Consider the following 21,593-nt stretch of genomic DNA (forward strand, 5'->3'; position numbering starts at 1 on the left):
CGCGCTGGTACAGCGCCGCGAAGGCATCGTTGACGAATGCCAGCCGGCTGGGCCGGCCGTCGCTGCCGCGCTCGATGATCGCCACCGGTTCGCGCAGCCGAGACAACGAGGCCTCCAGCAGCGCGAAATCCTGCTGGAAGCGCTTGCGCTCCATCAGCTCGATCAGCACCCGCAGGCTGCGCGCCGACTCCAGGCTCAGCGGCGACCATGGCCGCGCGCGGCCACGCACGGTTTCCTGCCACAGGTCGAAGCTCTTGCGCGGCGACAGGCGCGCGTTGGCAATGTCCTGCAGTTTGGACAGCTGCGGGTTGCCGGCCCAGTTGACCGTGCGCACCTGCTCGCGCCGCGTCCACAGCAGTGCGCTGCGCGCCTGCGGCATCAGCGGGACGAAGATGAAACCGGCGGCGGTGGGAGCCAGGTCAGCCAGTTCCGGAAAGGTTGCGCCGATCTGGTCGGTATGCAGCGCACCGACCGCGTCGTGGCGCAGCGCCTCGTGGTGGCTGGCCTCGATCTGCTCGCGGATCCGGGCAAGTTCGGCGGCGCTCGGCACCGTGCCGTGGCGGGTGACGTCGTCCCCGTGGAACACCGCCACGCCGTCGGCATCGACCACGTCGAGCAGGTCGGAGGCCATGTCGTCGAGCATGTCGCCGGTCAGGTTTTCGGCTTCGTTGAAGTTGGTGATCAGCTTCTCGCGCACGGTTAGCAGCACCGATTCCACGCGCGCACGCACCACCGCGGTCAGCGCGCCGATGCGCCCGGCCAGGGCGCGGCTGACCGCGTCGGTGACGTCGCGCATCTCGTGGTTGCAGAAGTACGGACGGTAGTGGTGGCAGGCGATCAGCCCCCACAGCGCATCGTTGACCACGATCGAGGCCACCAGGGTGGCGGTGACGCCCATGTTGGCCAGGTATTCCAGGTGCACCGGGGAGACGCTGCGCAGGCTGACGTCGCTCAGGTCCACCGGCGCATGCAGCCGCGGATGCACGGTCGGCTGGATCGGCGAGGGGATGTAGCCGACGTCGGCGATCTGGCGCACGCGGTTGCGCAGGTACAGCGTGCGCGCCTGCACCGGAATATCGCTGGCCGGATAGTGCAGGCCGAGATAGGACTCCAGCTCGGGCGTGCGCGCCTCGGCCACGACGTCGCCGTTCCACTCGTCGTCGAAGCGATAGATCATCACCCGGTCGTAGCCGATCAGCGTGCGCAGGCTCTTGGCCGCACGCTGGCAGGCTTCGTCTATGCTGTTGTCGGTCTCGAGCCGGCGCAGCAACGGCAAGGCCTCGCGCAGGGTGGCGTCGGCGAGCGGCGCATCGCGCGGCTCCAGTTCCAGCAGCCATTGCTCCGGGTACAGATGCCAGGCGCCGACCCAGCGCTGGCGCGGGGCGGTGGCGCGGCGCGGGAAGCCGACGTCGACATACGCGAGCTGGGTGCGTTCGGAGACGTCCGCCGACACGCGCGGTTCCTGCAGCGTCAGCAGCGCGTCGTAGCGCTGTCCGAGCAGGTCCGCCAGCGGCACGCCGAGCAGGTCGGCGGCGCTGGTGCTGGCCTGCACGATGCGGCCGTCGCCGGGTTCGATCACCAGCAGCGCGCCGTGCGGCTGTATCGATCCGGGAATATGGATCGGCTCGCGCGCGCAGGCGTCCATGTCCAAGGGCGCGACGGTCTCGCTCATGCGGCGGTCTCCAGGGCGAAGTGGGTGTGGAAGTGCGCGAACATCGCGCGTGCGCCGTCGACCGCGGCCTGCAGCGATTGCGGCGTCGGCAGGGCCTGCTCCAGGCGTTGCTGGAACCGCCGCCAGCAGGCCGGATCCGCATGGCCGAGTTCGAAGTAGGCCAGCGCCGGCGCGGCAGCGGCCAGCGTCTGCCGCAGTCGCCGGGCGATCAGGCGCCCGCCCAGGCGCGAGCCTTCAACCACGTACAGCATGCCCCAGCGGTTGCCGGCGTCGGCCGCTGCCGGCGCCGGCGCCGGCAGCGGCGGGGTCGCCCGCAGCGCGGCCAGATCCTGTTCCAGCAGCGGACTGCGGGGCTGGTAGCGCCAGTCGGCATCGCCGCTGGCGTGCAACCAGGCCGACTCGCGTTGCTCCCAGCCAGCCAGCACCGCGTGATGGCGGCGCAGGACCTGGACGTAGTCGGGCACGGACAGGGAGTCGCGCAGCAGCGCGCGCATCGCCGGCAATTGTTCGACGGCCAGGTGCTGTTGCGCAGTGGCTTCGCGCAGCAGGCGCGAAGCGGTGAGATGCGCGGCGGAACCGTCGGGGGGCGACATCATGGAGAGCGGGCGGTCTACAGCAGCCGGACCGGCCGCGACAGCGGAGATGCCGCACAGCGTAGCATCGTGGACGCAAGGCGCCGGGCGACACGGCGGGCACGCGCCGGCTCAAGCTGAGCAATTCATCCGCCGCCAGCGGCACCACGCCAGCCATGCGGGCAGCGGTCCGTCGCCACGCGGTTCGGCGTGCTAAGCGGTGGCGCTGTCGGGCAGGCGCGCACGGCGCCAGGCCACGACCCAGCCGGCCGCCAGCAACAGCGCGGCCAGCAGCCACGGCGCGCCGGGCAGATGCGCCGGTGCATGCTTGCCGATGAACAGCGCGAACACCCACGTGTACAGCAGCGGCCCGACGATGCCGGCCAGGCTGACCAGGCTCATCAGCGCACCCTGCACGCGGCCCTGCGCATCGGCGCCGACGTGGCGGGTGACGATGGCCTGCGCGGACGGCGACGCCACCGCCCACAGCGCGCTGACCGGCACCCCGAGCAGGAACACCGCGCCGCTGCCGGCGACGCTGTAGATGGCGAAGCCGGCTACCCCGCAGCCCAGACCGAACAGCAGTGCGCCGCGCTCGCCGAACCGGCGCACCACGCGCGCGACCAGCAAGGCGTTGACCACGATGCTGCACACCCCGACCAGGGCCAGCACCCAGCTGACCTGCTTCGGTCCCCACTGATATCGATACTCGGCGAACAGCACGAAAATGCTCGGGTAGACGTAGTGCGCCAGGTTGGCCAGGAAGATCACCGCGGCCAGCGCGAACACCTGCGGGTAGCTGCGCAGCAGCCGCAGCGCGCCGAACGGATTGGCGTGCTTCCAGTCCAGGCGCGGGGTGCGCCGTTCCGGCGCCAGCGATTCGGGCAGCACCCACAGGCCGTACAGGAAATTGAGCAGCGCCAGCGCGGCGGCGAACCAGAACGGCGCGCGCAGGTGGTAGCTGCCGAGCCAGCCGCCGAGCAGCGGCCCGATCACGAAACCGAGCCCGAACGCGGCGCCGATCATGCCGTAGGCCTGGGCGCGCTTGTCCGGCGTGGTGATGTCGGCGATGTAGGCGTTGGCGGTGGTGAAGCTGGCCGAGAACACGCCCGACACCACCCGCGCCAGCAGCAGCAACGGCAGGCTCTGCGCCAGCGCCATCACCACGAAGTCCACGCCCAGGCCCAGGCACGAGGCCAGGATCACCGGGCGACGGCCGTAGCGGTCGGACAGCGCCCCCTGCAGTGGTGAGCTGACGAACTGCAGCGCGGCGAACAGGAAACCGAACCAGCCGACCCACTTCGCCGCCGCGGCGAAATCGCCGCCGGTGAAACCGCGCACCAGCCCCGGCAGTACCGGAATGATGACGCCGAAGGCCAGCACGTCGATCAGCAGGGTGATGAAGATGAAAACCAGGGCGGCGCGGCGCGTGCGCGCGGCAGGGGGCGAGGAAGGCACGGCAGGGTCTCCGGATGGACGCGGCAGTGTAATCGGCAGGCGTGGGGTTTCGGGGTGTGGCTGGATTTGTGGCCGCGCGCATGGCGGCGCTGGCGACCGGAAGACGGCCGAGCATGCAATTGCTGCGGGAGGGCTCGATCCCGACGCCTTGTCCAGCGTCTTGTCGGTGGAGCGCGTCGGGACTGAAGTCCCTCCCGCAGGGGGCGCGCCAGCCTCCTGGTGGCGGTGGACAGCACGACTGCGGCTTGATGGCCAGAGGCCAGCGCAGCCGCCGCCTATCCGGCGCGGACGCTTGGGGCAGCGCGCGCCCTCACAGCGGCGCGACCGCGATGGTCTGCTGCAGCACGTGCTGCGCGCCGGCGGCCAGTTCGATCACCTCGGGGCCGGCGTTGGCCGCTTCCAGGCACACGAACTGGCGCCAGTGGGCGCCGACGTCGACCATCTTCTGCGCGCCGGCTTCGCCCGGATTCCAGGCCACCAGGGTGCGGCTGCCGGCGGTGGCGATCTCGATGCGGCGTTGCAGGCCCGGATCGAGCAGCGTGTAGCGGCCGCCGGCGCCGGTGTAGATGCGGTCGCTGCGGCCGGGATCGCGCGGGTCCTGCAGGCTCCAGTCGCCGTGCTGGCGGTGCGGCGTGGCGTAGTTTTCGAACTTGTCCAGGTAGTCGAGCCCGTCCAGGCCCTGCACCCGCACCCGGGTGGCGTCGGCGACGTGGAAATAGTTGTGCAGCGCCTGGGTGAAGCGCGCCGGTTCGCGGCCGACGTTGTCGGTGATCAAACGCTGCTCCAGGGTCGCGCCGATGCGCAGCTGCATGCGCAGGCGCAGCGGCAGGTCGTCGAAGTCCGGCGGCGCCAGGGTCAGCAACATGCTGCCGTCGGCCTCGCGGCGCGCGTCCTGCAGCTGCCACGGCACGGTGCGCACGAAGCCGTGCGCCGGCACGTCGGCGCTCTGGTCCTGGCGGCCGAAGTACGGCCAGCACACCGGGGTGCCGCCGCGGATCGGGGTGGGCGTGGGCTGCGCGCTCGGCGACAGCCACATCACCTCGGTGCCGCCCTTGGGCACGAACGACAGCAACTGGCCGCCGAACAGGCTGATCGCGGCAGTGGAGTGCGGAGTTTCCACCAACAGCGCGGGGTAACCGTGGAAATCGCCTGTGCTCAGGCCGGGGATCTCGGACATGGGGGTGATGCTCCGTGGCGCGGGGGATTGGACGAAGGCCGGGTAGCGCGCCGGCACGCGGAACGCGGTGGCGGGCTTGCCGCCGAACGGCGTGGGTGGCGCGGGTATTGGCGTGGTCGGCGTGGCGGGTGCAGCGGCGGGCGCACCGGGCGCCTCGCGGCGCAGCGCATCGAGGATGCGTTGCCCGGCGCGGCCATCGGCCGGCTGCAGGCCCAGGCGCAGCTGCTCGGCCTGGATCGCGCGGCGGCTGGCACTGCCGATCATGCCGTCGGCCTGGCCGATGTCGTGGCCGCGCGCCAGCAGCAGGGTCTGCAGTTCGCGTCGCTCCGGACGGCCCAGGCCCGGATCGTCGGTGGGCCACGCGGTGGCCAGGCCCGGCTTGCCGCGCAACTGGTCGGACAGCAGCGCGATCGCCAAGGCGTAGCTTTCGGCGGCGTTGTAGGCGTAGATCGCGTCGTAATTGCGGAACACCAGGAACGCCGGGCCGTTGGTGCCGGCCGGGATCAGCACCGCGGCCGGCGTCTGCGGCGCCAGCGTGGGCAGCGCGAGCGCGCTGCCGTCGATGGCGGTCACGCCGCGCGTGCGCCAGTCGGACAGCGGCCGGCGCTGGGTGCGGCCGGCCAGGGCCGGGTCGAAGCCGGCCGGCAACTTGACCTCCATGCCCCACGGCTGCCCGCTCTGCCAGCCGGCCAGTTTCAGGTAGTTGGCGGTGGAGGCCAGCGCGTCGGGAATGCTGGCGACCAGGTCGCGGCGGCCGTCGCCATCGCCGTCCACGGCGACGCGGGCATAGGTGCTGGGCATGAACTGGGTGTGGCCGAAGGCGCCGGCCCAGGAGCCGCTCAGGCCGTCGGGCTGCAGGTCGCCGGCCTGCAGCAGTTTCAGCAGCGCGAACAGTTCGCCGCGGAAGAACGGCTGGCGGCGGCCGTTGCACGACAGGGTCAGCAGCGACACCAGCAGCGGGCGCTTGCCGGAGACGCGGCCGTAGTCGCTCTCCACGCCCCACACCGCGACCACGGTCGCCGCGTCCACTCCGTATTGCTGCGCCACCCGGGCGAGCAGATCGCGATGCGTGACCAGCATCGCGCGGCCGTCGGCGACGCGCTGCGTGTCAACCAGCCCGGCCAGGTAGTCCCAGATCGGCGTGGTGAATTCGGGTTGCGCGTCGAGCAGCGGCAGCACGCTCATGTCCGGCTGCACGCCGGCGGTGAAGCGGTCGAAGGCGGTGGCGGTCACGCCGGTCCTGGCGGCGGCCGTGCGCAGCGTGGACAGGCAGCCAACGAAGGCGGAATCCGGCGCGGTGGGTGGCGCGGGCAGGGTCTGCGCAGCGGCGCAGGGCGCAGCCAGCAGCAAGGCCCAGGCGAAACGTATCATCGGAACTTCCTCGCCAACAGCAGGCCGGACATCATAAACAACCGTGGGCAATGGGCTGCTCACGCGCGGTGGCGGGGTCACGGCAGTCCGGCGCTTTTGTAGGAGCAAGCGGCTTCAGCCGCGACAGGAGCTATCGGTAAAGTCTGTCGCGGCTGAAGCCGCTCCTACAGGGGTCCCGCGCCGGCTCAATGCACGGCAACCACGCGTTTGCGGCCGCCGCTCTTGGCCGCGTACAGCGCCTCGTCGGCGCGCTGCACCAGGCCGTTGGCGTCGTCGCCTGGGCGCAGCTGGACCACGCCGGTGCTCACCGTCGGCTGCAGCTCGGGGAAGGCCAGCGCGGCCTGCGCGCGGATGCGTTTGCACCATCATCGGCCAGCGCGGCGCGAAGCGGATGCCACACCTGAGCATGGGTTCAGTCCAGCGCGTCCAGGTAGTACCAGCGGCCATCCTCGCGCACGAAACGGCTGTGCTCGATCATGCGTACTGCGCTGCCGCCACCGATGCGGTAGCGCGCCAGGAACGCGACCTCGGCGCTGTCGGCGCCACTGGCAATGACCCGCTGCACGGTCAGGCCGAGCCAGGTGGTGTGCGTATCCAGCTCCAGTTGCGCCGGGCGCGTGGACGGGTGCCAGCTGGCGCGCAGGTAGTCCGCGTCGCGGCGCACGTAGGCGCTGTAACGCGAACGCATCAACGTCTCGGCATCGGGCGCGGCGGCGCCGGCGTGGTAAAGCCCGCAGCACTGCGCGTAGTCGCGCGGGCGGCCGCAGGGGCAAGGATCGGCGAGGCGCGGAGCGGACGGAGGCATGCGCCGATTGTGCCGGCTGCGGCGGCGCGGCGCACGTGGGCGCTGCCATGCGCGGCGGCCCCAGCTATGCTTGCGCCCCCATCGCGCGGAGCGCCGCCTTGCTGGAGCTGATCCCGACCGAGCTGCCGTGGCTGCTGTGCATCGCCTTCGTCGCCGGGCTGGTGGATGCGGCGGTGGGCGGCGGCGGCCTGATCCAGTTGCCGGGGCTGTTCGCGACCCTGCCGCAGCAGGCCCCAGCGGTGCTGCTGGGTACCAACAAGTTCAGCGCAATGGCCGGCACCGGCGCGTCGGCCTGGCGCTATGCGCGCAACGTGCGCTTCCCGTGGCGGCCGGTGCTGTATGCCACCGCGGCCGCGTTCGCGTTCTCTTTTCTTGGCGCCAGCGCGGTCAGCCTGCTGCCGAAACAGGCGGTGCGGCCGCTGATCCTGGCGCTGCTGATCGCGATGCTGGCCTACACGCTGGTCAAGAAGGACTTCGGCGCGCTGCACCGGCCGCGCCAGATCGGCCGCCGCGAACTGGCCATCGCACTGGCGATGGGCGCGGCGATCGGTTTCTACGACGGCTTCTTCGGCCCTGGCACCGGCAGCTTCCTGATCTTCCTGTTCATCCGCTTCTTCGGGCTGGACTTCCTGCGCGCCTCGGCCGCGGCGAAGGTGGTGAACCTGGCCACCAATCTGGCCGCGCTGTGCTTCTTCGTGCCCAGCGGGCAGGTGCTGCTGGCGGTGGCGGGGCCGATGGCCGGGGCCAACATCGCCGGCGCGGTGGCCGGCACGCGGCTGGCGCTGCGCGGCGGCACGCCGTTGATCCGGCAGCTGTTCCTGGTGCTGGTGGTGGTGCTGATCGGCAAGATGGGTTTGGACCTGCTGCGCTGAGGAGCGGCGGAATCAGCGCACGATCGCGCACGGTTCGGCGCGCTCTTCGGCCAGTGCGGCACGGATACGCGGCCACGCGTAATTCCAGGCGATGCGCTCCTGTTCCAGGCGCGGCGCGGGGCCGAAACGGCCAGTGCGCAGGTCGGTGTACAAGGCCTGCTCGGCAGCGGTGAGCGCATCCAGCCGTTGCGCGCGATGCTGGCGGCGTTCGTGTCCCCACAGCTCGGATGGCGTATCGCGCAAGGTGGCTTCGTCCATCAGCAGCGCGACCGTCCGCGGCGCATGCCGGCGCAAGCGATGCAGGATCGCCAGACCGTGGGTATCGATGTCGCCCCAGTAGTACAGCGGCAAGGCCTGCAGCCAGTCGATGGCGCGCACGTAGTCCACGGCGTAGCCGCGCGCCATCAGCAGCAGCGTGCCGGGCAGATCCTCGCAGGCCAGGCCGGTCTCGCGATTCTCCACGATCAGCACTTGCCGCACCGGCAGCTGCAGCGCGGCGATCTGCGCGATCGGCACCTGCACGTCCTCCAGCCCGCCGAGCCGCGCGCGCAGGTCCGGATCGAGCAGGCGCAGGCGCACCCGGTCCGGCGCGCGGCGCAGTCCGGACACGCTGTCGAAGCCGCGCGGTTCGACGATACCGCGCAGCCCGGCCAGCCAGTCGGCGATGACCCCACGGCGCGGCTCGATCCATTTGCTGTCGATACCGGCGATCGGCAACTGACGCAGGAACAGGCCGCTGTGCGGATGCGCATGCAGCCACTCGACGACGGCGAGCAGGCGCACGAAACCCGCTTCCGGTGCATCGGCGAGCAGGTCGAACTGCCGGCGCAGACGCGCGGCAAACCCCAGTGCCTGCGGCCAGCGCGCGACGAGCGCTGCGCTGCGCTGGCGCGCGCGCTGCCAACGCGCGTGTTCGCCCAGCGCCAGCGCGGCCTCATCGGCGTTCGGTTGCCAGGCGTGCGGCAGACATTGCAGGCCGAGCTGCGACCATTTCACATCGCGCCATTCCACATGCCCCGGCAACGGCGTGGTGCGCCAGGCACGCAGCCAGGCGCCGAACGCATCGAATCCGGCGCTGGCCTGAGCCTGGGTCGGCATGCGCAGCGAGATCGGTTGCGGCGCCGCATCGCCCAGCAACCACGCGCCGCGGTGTAGCCGCCACTGCCCGCGCAAGGCGGCCAGCGCGGCATCGGGCAGCAGCATCGCGTTGGCGCGCGCCATCCCGGTCAGGCCTTGGATTTGGGTTTGGACCCTGGCTTGGACCCTGGCTTGGACTCGGGCTTGGATTTTGCCTTTGACTTTGGCAGCGCGCGATGCGGCACGGGCGCCATGGCGGCGGCGCCATCGGAAACCGCTGGCTCGCCGGCATCGCCACGCACCACGGCCGCAGTGTCGGCGCGCAGGCGGCTCGGCGCGGTGCCGGGTTGTTCCGCTTCCGGCGCTGGCGCCGCATCGGCTGGCGTGGCCGTGCCGCGCGTGCGCTCGGGAAGCTTGAGCCGGCGCGCCTGCTCGTCGTATTCGATCAGCAGCACGCCCGAATCGTGCCGGCCGCTGATCTCGACGAAACAAGCCCCGCCGATGAACGGCTCCAGCGTCATCACCGATTTCAGCGGCGTGGCCACCACCATCTGGAAGCCGAAGTTCTCGAAGATGTTCATCGCCAGCGCGGTGAACTCGTTGTCGGCCTTGTCGAAGGCTTCGTCCAGCACCACCGCGCAGTAACGCGGCAGTTCGCCGTCCTCGCCGCCGAGCTGGTAGCGCAGCGCCGCGGCCAGGCAGGTGGTGGCCAGCTTCTGCCGCTGGCCGCCGGACTTGCCGGCGCCGCTGCGGTAGATCTCCACCTGCTGGCGGGTGGCGGCATCGAGCTCGACGCCGACGAATTCCACGTGCAGGCGCACATCCAGCACCAGCTCGCGCCAGCGCTTGTCCTCGCCGTCCTGCGAACCGAGCCGGCGCACCAGTTCGCGCAGCACCGCGAACTGTTGTTCGGCCAGTTCGCGCTGCTCGGTCTGGTGATGGCCGAGCACGTCGCGCAGGCGCTGGTGGAATTCGATCACCTCCGGCAGACGGCGGTCGCCCAGTTCGATGGTCAGCAAGGTGCCGCGGTTGAACGGCACCTGCTCCAGGCTGGCATTGACCTCGTCCAGGCGCTGGGCGATGGACTTGCGCGCCTCGGCGGTATGCCGCTGCAGGGCCAGCAGGTTGTTCTTGCTCTGGCTCTGCAGCAACTCGAAGAAGCGCGCCTCGTGCCGCGGCAGGCCGTCGCGTTCCAGGCGCTGCAGGCGCGCGAGGAAATCCTCGGCGCTGCTCAGGCTGACGGTGAAATCGCCGCTGTCTTCGGGCCATTGCTGGCAGTAGCGGCGGAAGCAGCCGAGCAGCAGTTGCTCCAGGCGGTTGTGTTCCTTGTCGCTGGCGCTGGTCTGCTCGACGATGGCATTGCCGATTTGGCGAAAATGCGCCTCGAGATTGTCCAGGCTCAGCACGCCCAGGCCAGCGAGACGTTCGTCCAGTCCCTGGCGCTGCAACGGCGTGACCACGCGCGCATTCGCATCGGCGCAATTCAGCCGTTGCTTCTCCAGCCGCACACGCTCGACACCGAGTCCGATCCTCTCCTCGCGCACGCTCTCGTAGGTCCGCTCGGCCTGCTTGATGTCCGCGCGCGCATGGTCGATCGCCTCGCCCAGCGCGCGCAGGTTGCCGTCGCCCTCGCGCAACTGGCGCAGCGCCGTGGCGATGTCGTCCAGGCGCTGCAGCGGCGCGGCCACGTCGATCTCGTCCCAGGCCAGGTTGGCCAGGGTGTGCTGGGCCAAGCGCCGCGCGCCGTCGCGTTCGCGGCGCGCACGCAGCGCGGCCACGTCGGCGTCGCAGGCGGCGATGCGCTGCGCCAGCGCCAGGCCCTCTTCTTCGAACAAGGCCAGCTTGTCGCGGTTGTCGAAGCCCAGCAGCCAGCGCCGGCGATCGTTCACCGCGTGGCGGTCGTCCTTCTCGTAGCGCTCGCCGGGATGCTTGACCTGGCCTTCGCGGGTGATCGCGCGTTCGGCATGGCGCAGCGCCTTGGCGTTGTCCACGCAGTCGTAGTCGAAACGCTTGCCCAGTTCGCGGCGCAGCCAGCCGGCGAAGGCGTGCTCGCGCAGTTCCAGCTTGTGCAGCAGCGAGCCGGCAGCCGGCGCGCGCCCAGGCAGGGCGTGCTCGTTGTCGCGTACCCGGTAATAGACCAGGCGGATGCCCAGATGGGTGCGGTTGACCCAGTCGGCCACGTCGGCGTAGTGGCGTTCGTCCACCAGCAGCGATTGCGCGAAGCCGTGCAGCACGCGCTCGATGGCGCCGCGCCAGTCGGCATCCTCGCTGCGCACCTGCAGCAGCTCGCCGACGAACGGCAAAGCGGCCTCGGGTACGCCGGTGTCGGCGCTCAGGCGCGCGCGCAGCGCCTGCATCGGCGCCGGGATATTGGAGGGATTGCGCTTGAGGGCGTCGATCTCGGCGCGCACTTCGGCGAAGCGCTTGGCGTCCTCGGCCTTGCCGGCGATGCGCTGGCTGATCGCCTCGTCGAGTTCGGCGGCCGCGCGCGTGCCGTCCTCCAGCGCCGCGCGCGCCTGTGCGGCCTGCCCGGCGAAGCCCTGCGCGCTGCCGGCCAGCACCTGCTCCAGCTGGCGGCAGGCCTGCTCGGCCTGGGTGCGCTTGCCGGCGCGGCGGTCGCGCTCGACTTCGAGCTGGCCGCGCTCACGCTCCAGCGCATCAATGCGCTCGCCGCCCTGCGCGCGGCGCTGCGCTTCGAGGTCGTCCAGGCGCCGCTGGTGGTTCTCCAGCGCGGCACGACGTTGCCCTTCCTCGCCGGCCAGGCCGCGGTCCTGCGTGTCCAGTTCCTGCAGCCGCGCATCCAGCAGCGCCAGCCGACGCTGCTCGCGGTAGCTGTCGATGCCGAGCTTGAGTTCGTCGAGTTCGCTGCGCTGGCGGCGCACCGCCATCAGCTCGGCGTGGTGCGCGCGCGCCGGCAGCAGGGTCTCGACCTGGCGGCGCGCGGTCACCACCGCCTGATGCGCGCCGTCGAGTTCGGCGAAGTCGCCGACCAGGCGCTCGGCGGCGTCGAAGGTCTTCGGTTCCTCGAGCATGAAGCCGCGCAGGAAGGCGTTGAGGTCGCCCAGGTTCTTCGCCGACTGGGTCTTGTGCAGCAGCCGCAGCGCCATCTCGTTGCCGATGCCGAGCTGGTGGCGGAAGCGTTCGGCATAGCCGGCGAAGCTGTCGAAATGGTGTACGTCGTGCAGGCGCTGCTTGAGCTTGCGCAGGTCCAGGTCGAAACCGTCCAGGTCGGCGGCGATGTCGAACGCGCGCTCGGCCACCATGTAGTGCTTGCGCACGTCGGCCGCGGCGGTGCCGTTGCCGGCGATCCAGAACAGCCGCACCAGGCTGACCACGCGGTCTTCGCCGTTGCGGTATTCCAGCACCAGCGCGGTCCAGGTGGCGCCCTTGCGCAGGTACTGGGTGGCGATCTCGCCCGATTCGCTGTCCTGCTGGTCGGCCCAGGCGCCGCGCACGTAGGAGACCAGGTTGCGGTCGCGGCCGCTGCGCTCGGCCTCGCGCGCGGCGGCGTTGAAATCGACGATGCTCGGCGGCGTCAGCAAGGCCGACATCGCATCGAGCAGTGTGGACTTGCCCGAGCCGGAGCGGCCGACGAACAGGAAGCCGCGCGCGGCGATCGGGATCTCGGTCAGGCCGGAAAACGTGCCCCAGTTGTGCACCTGCAGGCGGCGCATGCGGAACTGCTGGAGGCGCGGATCGGGCAGATCGCCGGCGAACAGGCCAGGCGTGGAAGCGGAGGATTTCATCGGCACAGTCTAGGGACGGGGACGCGCGGAACCAAGCCCGCGCGGGCGCTGCCGCGGCAACCCGTGCCGGCCAAAGCGCGCCCTAGGCGTCCTGCGCAGCCGCGGCGGCGTCCTCGCCAGAATCGGGGCCTTCGCGCAGCTGGCGGTACACCTGCGCCAGCGCGGCCACGTCCTCGGCCGAGAACAGCAGCTTCAGCGCCGGCGAGACTTCGTAGCGTTCGTCTTCGCCGCGCAGGCGGGTCAGGATGTGGTTGTCCTTCATCTTCTGCACGGCATTGCCGACCCGGCGCAGGAAACCGGCGCGGTCGGTGGACAGGTTCTTCTCGTACACCGCCAGCGCCTCGCCCAGCTGCGCTTCCTCCACCACCGCGCGCAGGCCGCGCGCATCGGCTTCGGCCAGTTGCTGGCGCAGGTACAGCAGCAGCACCGAATCGATGAAGGTCAGCGGCGAGGAGCGCAGCAGCACCGGCGCTTCCAGTTCGCCGGTGTCGGCCTGGCGGGTGAAGGCGATGCCGGCTTCGCGGTCCAGCACCAGTTCCAGGAACAGGTCGGCCAGGGCGCTGCGGATCGCCGCCTCGCTGCGCAACAGCGCCGGCCACAGCCTGCTGTGGCGCTGCGCGTCCACGCTGGGGCCGCTGAGCAGCTGGCACAGCGCGCGGCGCGCTTCCACTGGCAGGCGGCCGCTGTCGCCGGGGAACAGGTCGGTACCGGCGTCGGGCGCGGCGCTGTCGACTGCATCGTTCGAGCGTCCCTGCTCGGGATCCAGCTCGTGGTCATGCCAGTTCATGGCGTTTCTCCTGGGTGAACCACACCAACGGAATGCGCGCGCGGCGCCACTGGCCGTCGCCGCCGCGCCATTGCGCGATCTCGTGCTGCCCGGCGGCGACCACGCCATGGCGGGTGCCCAGCGACAGGTAACCGATCACGCTGCCCAGGCCCTGGCTGGCCTCGCGCTGGGTGAGTACCTGAGCGATGGACAGTTGCGGCTGCTCGGCGAGCAGCTCGAATAGATCGCGGCGCAGGCTGCGGAAGTCGATTTCCGATTGCGCCACCAGGTCGCCGACGCTGTCCAGCGAAATTGCCGCCGCCTCGTTGCGCTGGATGCCGCCCTCGACCTGCTGCTGGCGCGGGTCGTGCAGCCGCCATTGCGCCAGCGAGCGCAGGCGGCTGGTGGTCAGGTTCAGGTCGCGGCCGATGCCGCGCTGCGCGGGGATGTGGTCGCGCAAGGCCAGCGCCTCGGCCTGCGCCTGCTTGAGCAGCTGGTTGAGCCGGCGCTGCTCCAGATAGCCGCGGCTCTGCACGAAACCGCGCAGGCTGCGCGCGAAATGCTGCATCACATCGTGCACCTGGCCGCCGCGTTCGAGCATGGTGCCGGTCAGCCCGCGCAGGAAGCCGCGCTCGCGGCGGTCGAGCTTGCGCGCGAACGAGCGCGCCAGCACCGTCTCCAGCGCCGCGTCGAGCTGCGCGCTCTGCTCGGCATCGTTGAGCAAGGCCCAGAACGCCTGGAAACTGCGCCCGGCATCGCTGTCGCCGATCACGTCCACGCCTTCGAACAACTTGCCCAGGATCTCGCCGCGCTCGCCCTCGTCGTCGATGATGCGCTCGCGGAAGTCGCGGTTGAGCTGCTCGAAATCGTCGCGCACGCGGCGGAAATCCTCGGTCAGCTCGTCGGCCAGCGCGATCACCTGGCGCGCGCGCTCCAGCGCGCGCTTGCCGTCCAGCGCGGCGACCTTGCCCTTGGAGACCCGCGCGATCTCCGCATCGATGCGCTCGCGCTCGTCGCGCAATGCCGACAGCCGCGCATCCGGATTGGTCTCGGTCAGCGCCGCCAGCTGCGCCAGCTGCTGCATCACCAAGGCCAGACGGCTCTCGGTGGCCGCGCCGCGCGCATGCTCCAGGCCATCGGCGAAGCGGATCGCCTGCGTGGCCTGGGTGGACAGTTCGTATTCCTCCTGCTGCGCGCCGTCCGGCAGCCGCCGCTCCAGCCAGCCCTGCGCCAGCCAGTGCGCGACATAGGCTTGCGCGGTGCGCGGCAGTTCGCGCGACAGCTGCTCGGCGTTGAGTTCGTCGAGCATGCGCTGCAGGCGTTCGTGCAGCACCGCCGCCGGCAGCCGGCGTTCGCTGTCCAGCAGCAGCGACTGCAGCAGGCCGATGACTTCCGGCGCCTGGTCGGCGGCGAGCAGCTTCCACAGCGGCTGCTCGCGCAGGGTGCGGTAGCGGGCGATGCGGGCGCGGTGCTTCATACCGATGCTGCGGGACCGAACGTACGTGGCGAAGAGGCGCAAATGCTAGCGCGGCAGCGCATGCGCCACGCTCAGCGCTTGCCGCCGTCGATGAAGCGCAGGAACTCGGCGCGTGTGCGCGCGTCCCCGCGGAAGGCGCCGAGCATCTTCGAGGTGACCATGCTAACGCCGCGCTTGTGGATGCCGCGGGTGGTCATGCACTCGTGCGCGCCTTCCACCACCACGGCCACGCCGAGCGGCTGCAGCACGTCCTGGATGCATTGCGCGATCTGCGCGGTCATCTTCTCCTGCACCTGGAAGCGCCGCGCGTAGGCATCGACCACGCGCGCCAGCTTGCTGATGCCCACCACCTTGCCGCGCGGCAGGTAGCCCACATGCACCTTGCCGATGATCGGCGCCATGTGGTGCTCGCAATGGCTTTCGTATTCGATGTCGCGCAGCACGATCATCTCGTCGTAATCGGCCACTTCTTCGAACGTGCGCAGCAGGTACTGGCGCGGGTCGGCCTGGTAGCCGCTGAACCAGTCGCCATAGGCCTCGGCCACGCGCCGCGGCGTGTCCAGCAGGCCCTCGCGGTCCGGGTCCTCGCCGGCCCAGCGCAGCAAGGTGCGTACGGCGGCTTCGGCCTGGTCCTGAGTAACGGGGGTGTCGGGGATATTCTTGGAATCAGCCATGAGCGAAAGCGCCCCTGAGTGGGGCTGCATGGTACCCGAGTCGCACGCGCGCCGCCGAAACCGGGATGGCGGCCGCTGTCGGCGGGCTTGCAGCGCACCGCTGCACGGGTCCGGCCAGGCCACGCCCGTGCAGGCGTTGCCGGCCTCAGCCGCGCCGGGCCGCCGCCTTCGCGGCCCGGCGCTCGCGCATCGCGCGCTCGTCGTCGAGCCAGTTCGCGCCCTTGTTGCTCAGGAACACCATGTACACCACCAGCGACACCGCGATCACCGCGGTGGCATACCAGACGAAAGTGGTCACGTGGCCGGTCTTCAGCGAGGCCTGGTACAGCAGCGGCGCAGTGCCGCCGAAGGCCGAGTTGGCCAGCGCATAGCCCAGGCCCACGCCCAGCGCGCGGATGTGGGTCGGGAACAGCTCGGCCTTGACCACCGCGTTGATCGAGGTGTAGCCGGTCAGGATCACGAAGCCGCCGGTCAGGATCGCGAACGCGGTCAGCCAGTCGCTCTGCCTGGGCAGTTCCAGCACCAGGAACCAGGTGTAGAGCACGCCGCCGATGCCGAAGAACACCAGCAGCGTCTTGCGCCCGACGATGTCCGACAGCCAACCCCCAACCGGCTGCATCAGCATCAGCACGGTCAGCGCGACCAGGTTGATGAGGGTGCCGGCCATCACGTCGTCGCCGGCGAATGCGGTCTGGATCATCTTCGGCCCGGTGACCGAGTAGGTGTAGAAGGCGATGGTGCCGCCCGCGGTCACCAGGAAGCACAGCAACAGGGGCCGCCACTGGTGCACGAACAGCTCCTGCAGCGAACCGGCAGAGCGCGCCCCGCCCTTCTTGGCCTCGGCGATGGCGTCCGACCCCAGCGACTCGTCCATCGTGCGGCGCAGCCAGAACACCACCAGCGCGCCGATGCCGCCCAGGCCGAACCCCAGGCGCCAGCCCCATTCGGACACCCAGCCCTTGTCGGCAAAATGCAGCATCAGCAGCAGCGTGGCCTGCGCCAGCACATGGCCGCCGGCCAGGGTCACATAGTGGAACGAGGACAGGAAGCCGCGCCTGCCCGGGATCGCCGCTTCGGATATATAAGTGGCGCTGGTGCCGTACTCGCCGCCGGTCGCAAAGCCCTGCAGCAGACGCGCCAGCAACAGCATGATCGGCGCGGCAATGCCGATCGTGGCCACCGTCGGCGTCACCGCGATCGCGAACGAACACAGCGCCATCAGCGACACCGAGATGGTCAGCGCCAGGCGCCGGCCATAGCGGTCGGCGAAGCGGCCGAAGTACCACGCGCCGATCGGCCGCATCAGGAAGGTCATCGCGAAGATCGCCCACACGAACATCGTGGCGTTCTTGTCTTCCTTGGAGAAGAACTGCGATTCGAAATAGACGGCGAACACCGAGTAGACGTAGACGTCGTACCACTCGACCAGGTTGCCGGCCGAGCCCTTGAGCGTATTGGACACCGAGCGGCGAAGGCTGCCGGGCGCGGCGCCGGAGGAAGCGGCGGCGGGCAGAGATGCAGGTGCACTCATGCGACAAGACCCTTCAGGTAGACATCGTCGGAGTATAGGTGGCGGTTTGCGAGGACGCCGTCGTGGACAAAGGCAACCCAGGCGTGCGGCGCGTGTCCGGGCGCGGCACGCCGCCAGCGATCATTCCCCCGCCTGCGGCGCGCCGGGCGACTTGCTGTACATGTCCGAACGATCGAAGCAACAGGCGCAGCGCTTACCCGAGGCCAGCATGTCGCAGGCGCTGGCGATGCGCTTGACCCGCGTGTCGGCCTTCTTGCCCGACACGATCCAGAAGATCCAGTCGCGCCGCGCCAGCGCAGCGCTGCAGCATCTCACCAGGCCAGCCACGGACTGCGTGCGTTGTTCGCGCCGACCACACGCAGGCATGGCTGGCCGGATCGCCCCGTCCCGCCAACAGCAACAGACCCTAAGCGGGCTGCGACCCGACAAATGCACCGGGCCTGGTCCGCGTTACGATGGCGCCCCCACCGGCCGCACCCTGCAGACCCCCCATGAAGGCCCGCACTCCCGACGCAGCCGCGGCGGCATGAGCAACACGTCGCATCGCGCGGACCCCCGGGCCACATCCTGGGCCGAACGCCTGGACCCCTGGATTGCCGCCATCGTCAGCGCCGTGCTGCACCTGCTGATGTTGCTGCTGTTGTTGCTGGCCAATCCACCCACCATGAGCACGCCGCAAGGCGCGGCCAGCGGCGGCCGCACCAAGGTGGACTTCATCGGCGCCACGCGCCAGCCCGTGCCACCGGTCAAGACGCCGCCCAGCCCGAAGCCCAAGCACACACCCGCACCGGCCAAGGCGCGGCCGGCGACCTCGCCGGTCCAATCCACCCTGGTCGCGCAGGCCGACGACCCGGTACCGCCGCCCGCTCCGGTCGCCGCCGCCAGCGCGCCTGCTCCGCCGGCGCCCACGCCGGCAGAGCAGCCGGCACCGCCGCAACCGGACCCGGCCGCGCAGCAACAAACCCAGGCCACCGCCAGCGAACCCGAACCGACCCAGCGCCGCGAGACCTGGACCGGACGCCCGCCGGGCGCGATCGACCAGGACCTCGGCCCCAACGCCGCCGGGGTGGTGCGCGACGGCGGCGGCCGTGGCGGCCGCCGCGGCGACCCCAGCGACGCCGGTCCGAGCATGGAACTGGGCGGCTACCTGGTCTATTACGACCTGCGCAGCGAAACCCTGCTACGCGCCTGGATGGACCAGGGCATGAAGGAATTCTTCATCCTGCTGCCCGGCACCCAGTACCGCATGGCCTGCCCGCTGGAAATCGCGATGAAGCGCGGCTCCGGCAAATGCCGCGCGCTGCCGCCGGACTCTCCGGAACTGAAGGCCATCGGCGACGCCCGCGAGGTCATTACCATGCTGCAGGTCTACAAGCAGGGCGAACTGGTCTGGCGCGGCCCGGGACCGTACAAATAGCCCCTCTCCCACCGGCAGAGGGCTTGGGTGAGGGTCCGGCGCGAAAGCGTCTCGCGGAGTTGAGCCTGTCACCGCGCCACCTGCGTGCCTGCCGCTACTGTGCAAGCGCCTTTTCGCCGCCCGCACCGCTCGGCACATGCAGCGTGAATGGACATGCCGCGCGGCACGCGCCATCACGCGCCTTTTGCAATTGCGCATCGGTCCGGTTGCTAGAGTGCCGGCGCGTCCATGGCGGCCGCCCACTTGTGCAGCACGGCCGACCGCGACGCTTGGAGCAATTCATTCAATAGGAGGTGTCACGCGCAATGGAAGTCCACTGTCGCACTGCTCACCCTGTCCGCCGCCGCCCTGCCTGCCTTCGCCCAGTCCGACCGGCAAGTGGTCGAGGACATGCTGCTCCGCTCGGCCAACGTCTGCCCCGGCCACAGCACCGACCGTACCTCGCCGACCGTGAACGCCGTGCCGGTCGGCGCGTTGCGCGTGATGCTCGACCGCGGCCTGGTGATGTGCCCCGACCGCCGACTCGACGCCGACGCGCCGGCCGTGTTCTACGGCAGGCTCGGCGTGTTCGCCTGGAACCCCGAAGTGAAGGCCGCCTCCACGGTAATCGTCAAACAGATCGGCAGCATGACCCGCAACGAGGAATACCCCACCGAGACCCTGGTGTGGGACGCCAAGGGCACCGCGCTCACGCAGCAGACCGTCCCCATGTTCGAGCCGAAGCCCGGCGCGGCGGTGCTGTACAAGGTGCGGTAACCCCGTTGGTCCGGCCTGCGCGGCGGCGCAGGCCGCCACCCGGCAGGCGCGCGCTTGAGGGGACCCGCCCGCCGCACCCGGTTCGCGTCGCCTCCGACAGCCACGCTGCATCCGCACGCGCTTTCCACGTCCACCTCCACGCCGGGCGATGGCGTGGCATGCGCGACCACCGTCATCGGCAATGCGAAACCAGGTAGCCATCCGCGCGACAGGCGACGTTGCCACCTTGTGACTCCTTCGCTGCCCGACCGACATAACCGCTCGATACCGGCGCACAACGGATGCCGCATTATCCAGCGACACACCGCGGCTATCTTTAAATTCATGATTATATATTTCTGAAATATTTGATTGTGGCAAACCGCCGATCCGGCGTTATTTCGCGACCCGGCCTGAATTAGGCAAAAACCTGGCAAAAAAATGCGTATTTTTCTCAAATCGCCGTGCCGATGTGGTGTTGCGCACTCGACGCCGCCGACGCGCCGCAAGTTTCGTCGCCGACGTGCGTCGCGATAATCTGCTAATTGCTGCGCGAATCAATACCGCAGATAAATCCCACCCTGGTTGTCGCAAAAATAACCAAGCTGCCGTAGTAGCGTTTGCCCCCTACTCCCCCCGGTAATCGGGATTCAACTGCGAGGATGTTGTCCATGACCCTACTGTGCAACCGGCTGACGCTGCGCGCTCTTTCCATGATTGGCGTTGCGGCGGCCGCACTGCCCCTGGCCGCGTCGGCGGCACCGGCGCGGGGGACACTGCTCAAGAGCAGTGTCCTGACCAGCTACACCCACCAAGCGATCGGCGCCATCCTGGCCGATGCGCAATCCACCGACCAGGCAACGTGCGACGTCCGCCTAGCCGAATTCACCTACGCCACGATCGGCGTCAACGGCGAACCGGCCACGGCCTCCGGGACGCTGCTGGTGCCGGGCGGCAGCCAGTGCGCCGGCCCCTTCCCGCTGGTGAGCTACAGCCAGGGCACCGAGTCGCTGCGCCACGCCGAACAGGCCAAGGAGATCCGCGACGCCAAGGGCAACGACATCCTGGTCACCCACTTCGCCACCCAGGGCTACGCGGTGGTCAGCAGCGACTACCTGGGCATCGGCCAGTCGAACTATCGGTTCCACCCCTACCTGCACGCCGCATCCGAAGCCAGCGCCAGCATCGACGCACTGCGCGCCGCGCGCCAGCTCCTGCAGCGGCTCAATACTCCCCTGTCGGGCAAGGTCATGGTGACCGGCTACTCGCAGGGCGGGCAATCCGCCATGGCCACCCAGCGCGAGATCGAAGCGCACCTGTCCAACGAGTTCCACCTGGTCGCCAGCGCGCCGATCTCCGGCCCGTATGCGCTCAGCCAGACCTTCCGCGACAGCTGGAGCGGCCACAATGCCGTGGGTGAGAACACCTTCGGCATCGTACTGGGCAGCTACGCCGTGATCGGCATGCAGCGCACTTACCACAACATCTACCTAGCCCCGTCGCAGGTATTCCAGGATCCGTGGGCCAGCAAGGTGGAAGCACTGTTCCCAGGCAAGTTGAGCCTGACCGACCTGGCGCTCGGCGACACCCTGCCCAGCATCGACAAGGTGCGCAGCTACTTCCAGCCGGGCTTCTACAACGACTTCGCCAGCAACCCCAACAACCCGTTCCTGCGCGACCTGGAGCGCAACGACCTGCTGTCCTGGACACCGCGCACCCCGACCCTGCTGTGCGGCTCGGACAATGACGCCACCGTGCCGCTGAAGAACGCCACCACCGCCATCGCCGCGTTCAAAGCCCGCGGCAGCAATCAGGTGTCCATGCTCGACCTCGGTTCCGGCGATCCCAAAGACAACAGTGCGCTCGAGCACCTGCTGACCAAGGAAGCCTGCGCCGTCGCCGTGCGCCAGCAGTTGTTCGACAAGTACCGCTGAAGTCGCGGCAGGATCGCAGGCGCGCCCCTCCCCCCGCGCCTGCATCCTGCTGCGCATGACCGCTGTCGCGCCTCACCATAGGCGCGGCAGCGCGCGCTAGACATGCAGGCAACATCCTGGTGTCGTCGCCACCGTCCGGAGGCGACGATCCCCCCGGCGCCCGCCGCCTGGTGAAAGAAGGATGGCCAGCAGCAGCGTGTCGTTACCGCCGCTGTGTCGCGACCTGTCCAACCCCTATCGCATGTACCGACGCTCCCGATGCCGCAAGTTCGGCGGCACAAGGTCGCCAGCGTTGCACGCAGCATCCCG

16 protein-coding genes and 1 pseudogene (1 of these 17 cut by a window edge) are annotated in these 21,593 nt (G+C 70.0%); 4 read left to right on the forward strand and 13 right to left on the reverse strand.

The genetic code is table 11. The annotated features are described in order from the left end of the window. The 6 genes from bphP to ISN38_RS09470 form a co-directional block, all read right to left on the reverse strand. Positions 1-1,672 carry the 5' portion of a bacteriophytochrome BphP gene (gene bphP / locus ISN38_RS09445; protein WP_206712184.1) on the reverse strand. 233 nt of this gene lie to the left of the window's left edge, so the window shows 1,672 of its 1,905 coding nt (coding positions 1-1,672); it begins with the start codon at positions 1,670-1,672; the stop codon falls past the left edge of the window. Further along, positions 1,669-2,268, reverse strand: coding sequence for a biliverdin-producing heme oxygenase (locus ISN38_RS09450; RefSeq protein ID WP_047324389.1), 600 nt, complete (start codon positions 2,266-2,268; stop codon positions 1,669-1,671). Before ISN38_RS09450 ends, bphP begins: the two co-directional genes overlap by 4 nt. A gap of 189 nt (positions 2,269-2,457) precedes the next feature. Further along, positions 2,458-3,702 (reverse strand): TCR/Tet family MFS transporter, encoded by a 1,245-nt coding sequence (locus ISN38_RS09455; RefSeq protein ID WP_003476928.1) that lies wholly within the window; start codon positions 3,700-3,702, stop codon positions 2,458-2,460. A 310-nt stretch (positions 3,703-4,012) separates the two neighbouring features. Further along, positions 4,013-6,250, reverse strand: a complete 2,238-nt coding sequence (locus ISN38_RS09460) for a lytic murein transglycosylase (protein ID WP_241753997.1) — start codon at positions 6,248-6,250, stop codon at positions 4,013-4,015. A 185-nt stretch (positions 6,251-6,435) separates the two neighbouring features. After that, the gene (locus ISN38_RS09465; RefSeq protein WP_003468310.1) at positions 6,436-6,558 is read right to left on the reverse strand and encodes a diguanylate cyclase; all 123 of its coding nucleotides are present in this window, start codon (positions 6,556-6,558) and stop codon (positions 6,436-6,438) included. A 104-nt stretch (positions 6,559-6,662) separates the two neighbouring features. Further along, positions 6,663-7,055, reverse strand: a complete 393-nt coding sequence (locus ISN38_RS09470) for a YchJ family metal-binding protein (protein ID WP_003468311.1) — start codon at positions 7,053-7,055, stop codon at positions 6,663-6,665. Positions 7,056-7,153: 98 nt separating this feature from the next. Between ISN38_RS09470 and ISN38_RS09475 the strand changes: the two genes are divergently transcribed. Then, positions 7,154-7,927, forward strand: a complete 774-nt coding sequence (locus ISN38_RS09475; RefSeq protein WP_003468313.1) for a sulfite exporter TauE/SafE family protein — start codon at positions 7,154-7,156, stop codon at positions 7,925-7,927. Between the two features lie 12 nt (positions 7,928-7,939). Here the strand turns inward: ISN38_RS09475 and ISN38_RS09480 are convergent, their stop codons facing one another. The 7 genes and pseudogenes from ISN38_RS09480 to ISN38_RS09510 all read right to left on the reverse strand — a co-directional run. Then, positions 7,940-9,148, reverse strand: a complete 1,209-nt coding sequence (locus tag ISN38_RS09480) for a Wadjet anti-phage system protein JetD domain-containing protein (RefSeq protein WP_003468314.1) — start codon at positions 9,146-9,148, stop codon at positions 7,940-7,942. Between the two features lie 5 nt (positions 9,149-9,153). Next, a complete protein-coding gene (locus ISN38_RS09485; RefSeq protein WP_206712185.1) occupies positions 9,154-12,750 on the reverse strand; it encodes an ATP-binding protein in 3,597 nt (1,198 codons plus the stop codon). 82 nt (positions 12,751-12,832) lie between these two features. Then, positions 12,833-13,537, reverse strand: coding sequence for a DUF4194 domain-containing protein (locus ISN38_RS09490; RefSeq protein ID WP_047324387.1), 705 nt, complete (start codon positions 13,535-13,537; stop codon positions 12,833-12,835). Next, positions 13,524-14,993, reverse strand: a complete 1,470-nt coding sequence (locus ISN38_RS09495) for a DUF3375 domain-containing protein (RefSeq protein ID WP_003468322.1) — start codon at positions 14,991-14,993, stop codon at positions 13,524-13,526. Before ISN38_RS09495 ends, ISN38_RS09490 begins: the two co-directional genes overlap by 14 nt. 71 nt (positions 14,994-15,064) lie before the next feature. After that, positions 15,065-15,667 (reverse strand): GTP cyclohydrolase I FolE, encoded by a 603-nt coding sequence (gene folE, locus ISN38_RS09500; RefSeq protein WP_003476899.1) that lies wholly within the window; start codon positions 15,665-15,667, stop codon positions 15,065-15,067. A gap of 145 nt (positions 15,668-15,812) precedes the next feature. Next, entirely contained in the window at positions 15,813-17,198 is a 1,386-nt protein-coding gene (locus tag ISN38_RS09505) for an MFS transporter (RefSeq protein WP_038237560.1), read from the reverse strand. Positions 17,199-17,318: 120 nt separating this feature from the next. Next, positions 17,319-17,495: pseudogene (locus ISN38_RS09510) on the reverse strand (YdeI/OmpD-associated family protein); the annotation flags it as partial. 229 nt (positions 17,496-17,724) lie between these two features. Between ISN38_RS09510 and ISN38_RS09515 the strand changes: the two are divergent. The 3 genes from ISN38_RS09515 to ISN38_RS09525 all read left to right on the forward strand — a co-directional run bounded on the left by ISN38_RS09515 (position 17,725) and on the right by ISN38_RS09525 (position 21,284). Beyond that, positions 17,725-18,615, forward strand: coding sequence for a hypothetical protein (locus tag ISN38_RS09515; protein WP_003468329.1), 891 nt, complete (start codon positions 17,725-17,727; stop codon positions 18,613-18,615). 324 nt (positions 18,616-18,939) lie between these two features. Continuing rightward, positions 18,940-19,371 carry a hypothetical protein gene (locus ISN38_RS09520; protein ID WP_038237561.1) on the forward strand — a complete coding sequence of 144 codons (432 nt, stop codon included), beginning with the start codon at positions 18,940-18,942 and terminating at the stop codon, positions 19,369-19,371. A 650-nt stretch (positions 19,372-20,021) separates the two neighbouring features. Next, on the forward strand, positions 20,022-21,284 hold the full coding sequence (locus tag ISN38_RS09525) for an alpha/beta hydrolase family protein (protein ID WP_206710233.1): 1,263 nt from the start codon (positions 20,022-20,024) through the stop codon (positions 21,282-21,284). Positions 21,285-21,593 lie beyond the last annotated feature (309 nt).

Source organism: Xanthomonas translucens pv. undulosa (assembly GCF_017301775.1).
Taxonomy (GTDB): Bacteria; Pseudomonadota; Gammaproteobacteria; order Xanthomonadales; family Xanthomonadaceae; genus Xanthomonas_A; species Xanthomonas_A translucens.

What these genes read in the sequence shown, in the direction of transcription:
- ISN38_RS09450 (WP_047324389.1), bottom strand. Translation starts at nt 2,268, where the DNA reads ATGATGTCGCCCCCCGACGGTTCCGCCGCGCATCTCACCGCTTCGCGC.
- ISN38_RS09490 (WP_047324387.1), bottom strand. Translation starts at nt 13,537, where the DNA reads ATGAACTGGCATGACCACGAGCTGGATCCCGAGCAGGGACGCTCGAAC.
- ISN38_RS09505 (WP_038237560.1), bottom strand. Translation starts at nt 17,198, where the DNA reads ATGAGTGCACCTGCATCTCTGCCCGCCGCCGCTTCCTCCGGCGCCGCG.
- folE (WP_003476899.1), bottom strand. Translation starts at nt 15,667, where the DNA reads ATGGCTGATTCCAAGAATATCCCCGACACCCCCGTTACTCAGGACCAG.
- ISN38_RS09495 (WP_003468322.1), bottom strand. Translation starts at nt 14,993, where the DNA reads ATGAAGCACCGCGCCCGCATCGCCCGCTACCGCACCCTGCGCGAGCAG.
- ISN38_RS09480 (WP_003468314.1), bottom strand. Translation starts at nt 9,148, where the DNA reads ATGGCGCGCGCCAACGCGATGCTGCTGCCCGATGCCGCGCTGGCCGCC.
- ISN38_RS09485 (WP_206712185.1), bottom strand. Translation starts at nt 12,750, where the DNA reads ATGAAATCCTCCGCTTCCACGCCTGGCCTGTTCGCCGGCGATCTGCCC.
- ISN38_RS09525 (WP_206710233.1), top strand. Translation starts at nt 20,022, where the DNA reads ATGACCCTACTGTGCAACCGGCTGACGCTGCGCGCTCTTTCCATGATT.
- ISN38_RS09470 (WP_003468311.1), bottom strand. Translation starts at nt 7,055, where the DNA reads ATGCCTCCGTCCGCTCCGCGCCTCGCCGATCCTTGCCCCTGCGGCCGC.
- ISN38_RS09515 (WP_003468329.1), top strand. Translation starts at nt 17,725, where the DNA reads ATGAGCAACACGTCGCATCGCGCGGACCCCCGGGCCACATCCTGGGCC.
- ISN38_RS09460 (WP_241753997.1), bottom strand. Translation starts at nt 6,250, where the DNA reads ATGATACGTTTCGCCTGGGCCTTGCTGCTGGCTGCGCCCTGCGCCGCT.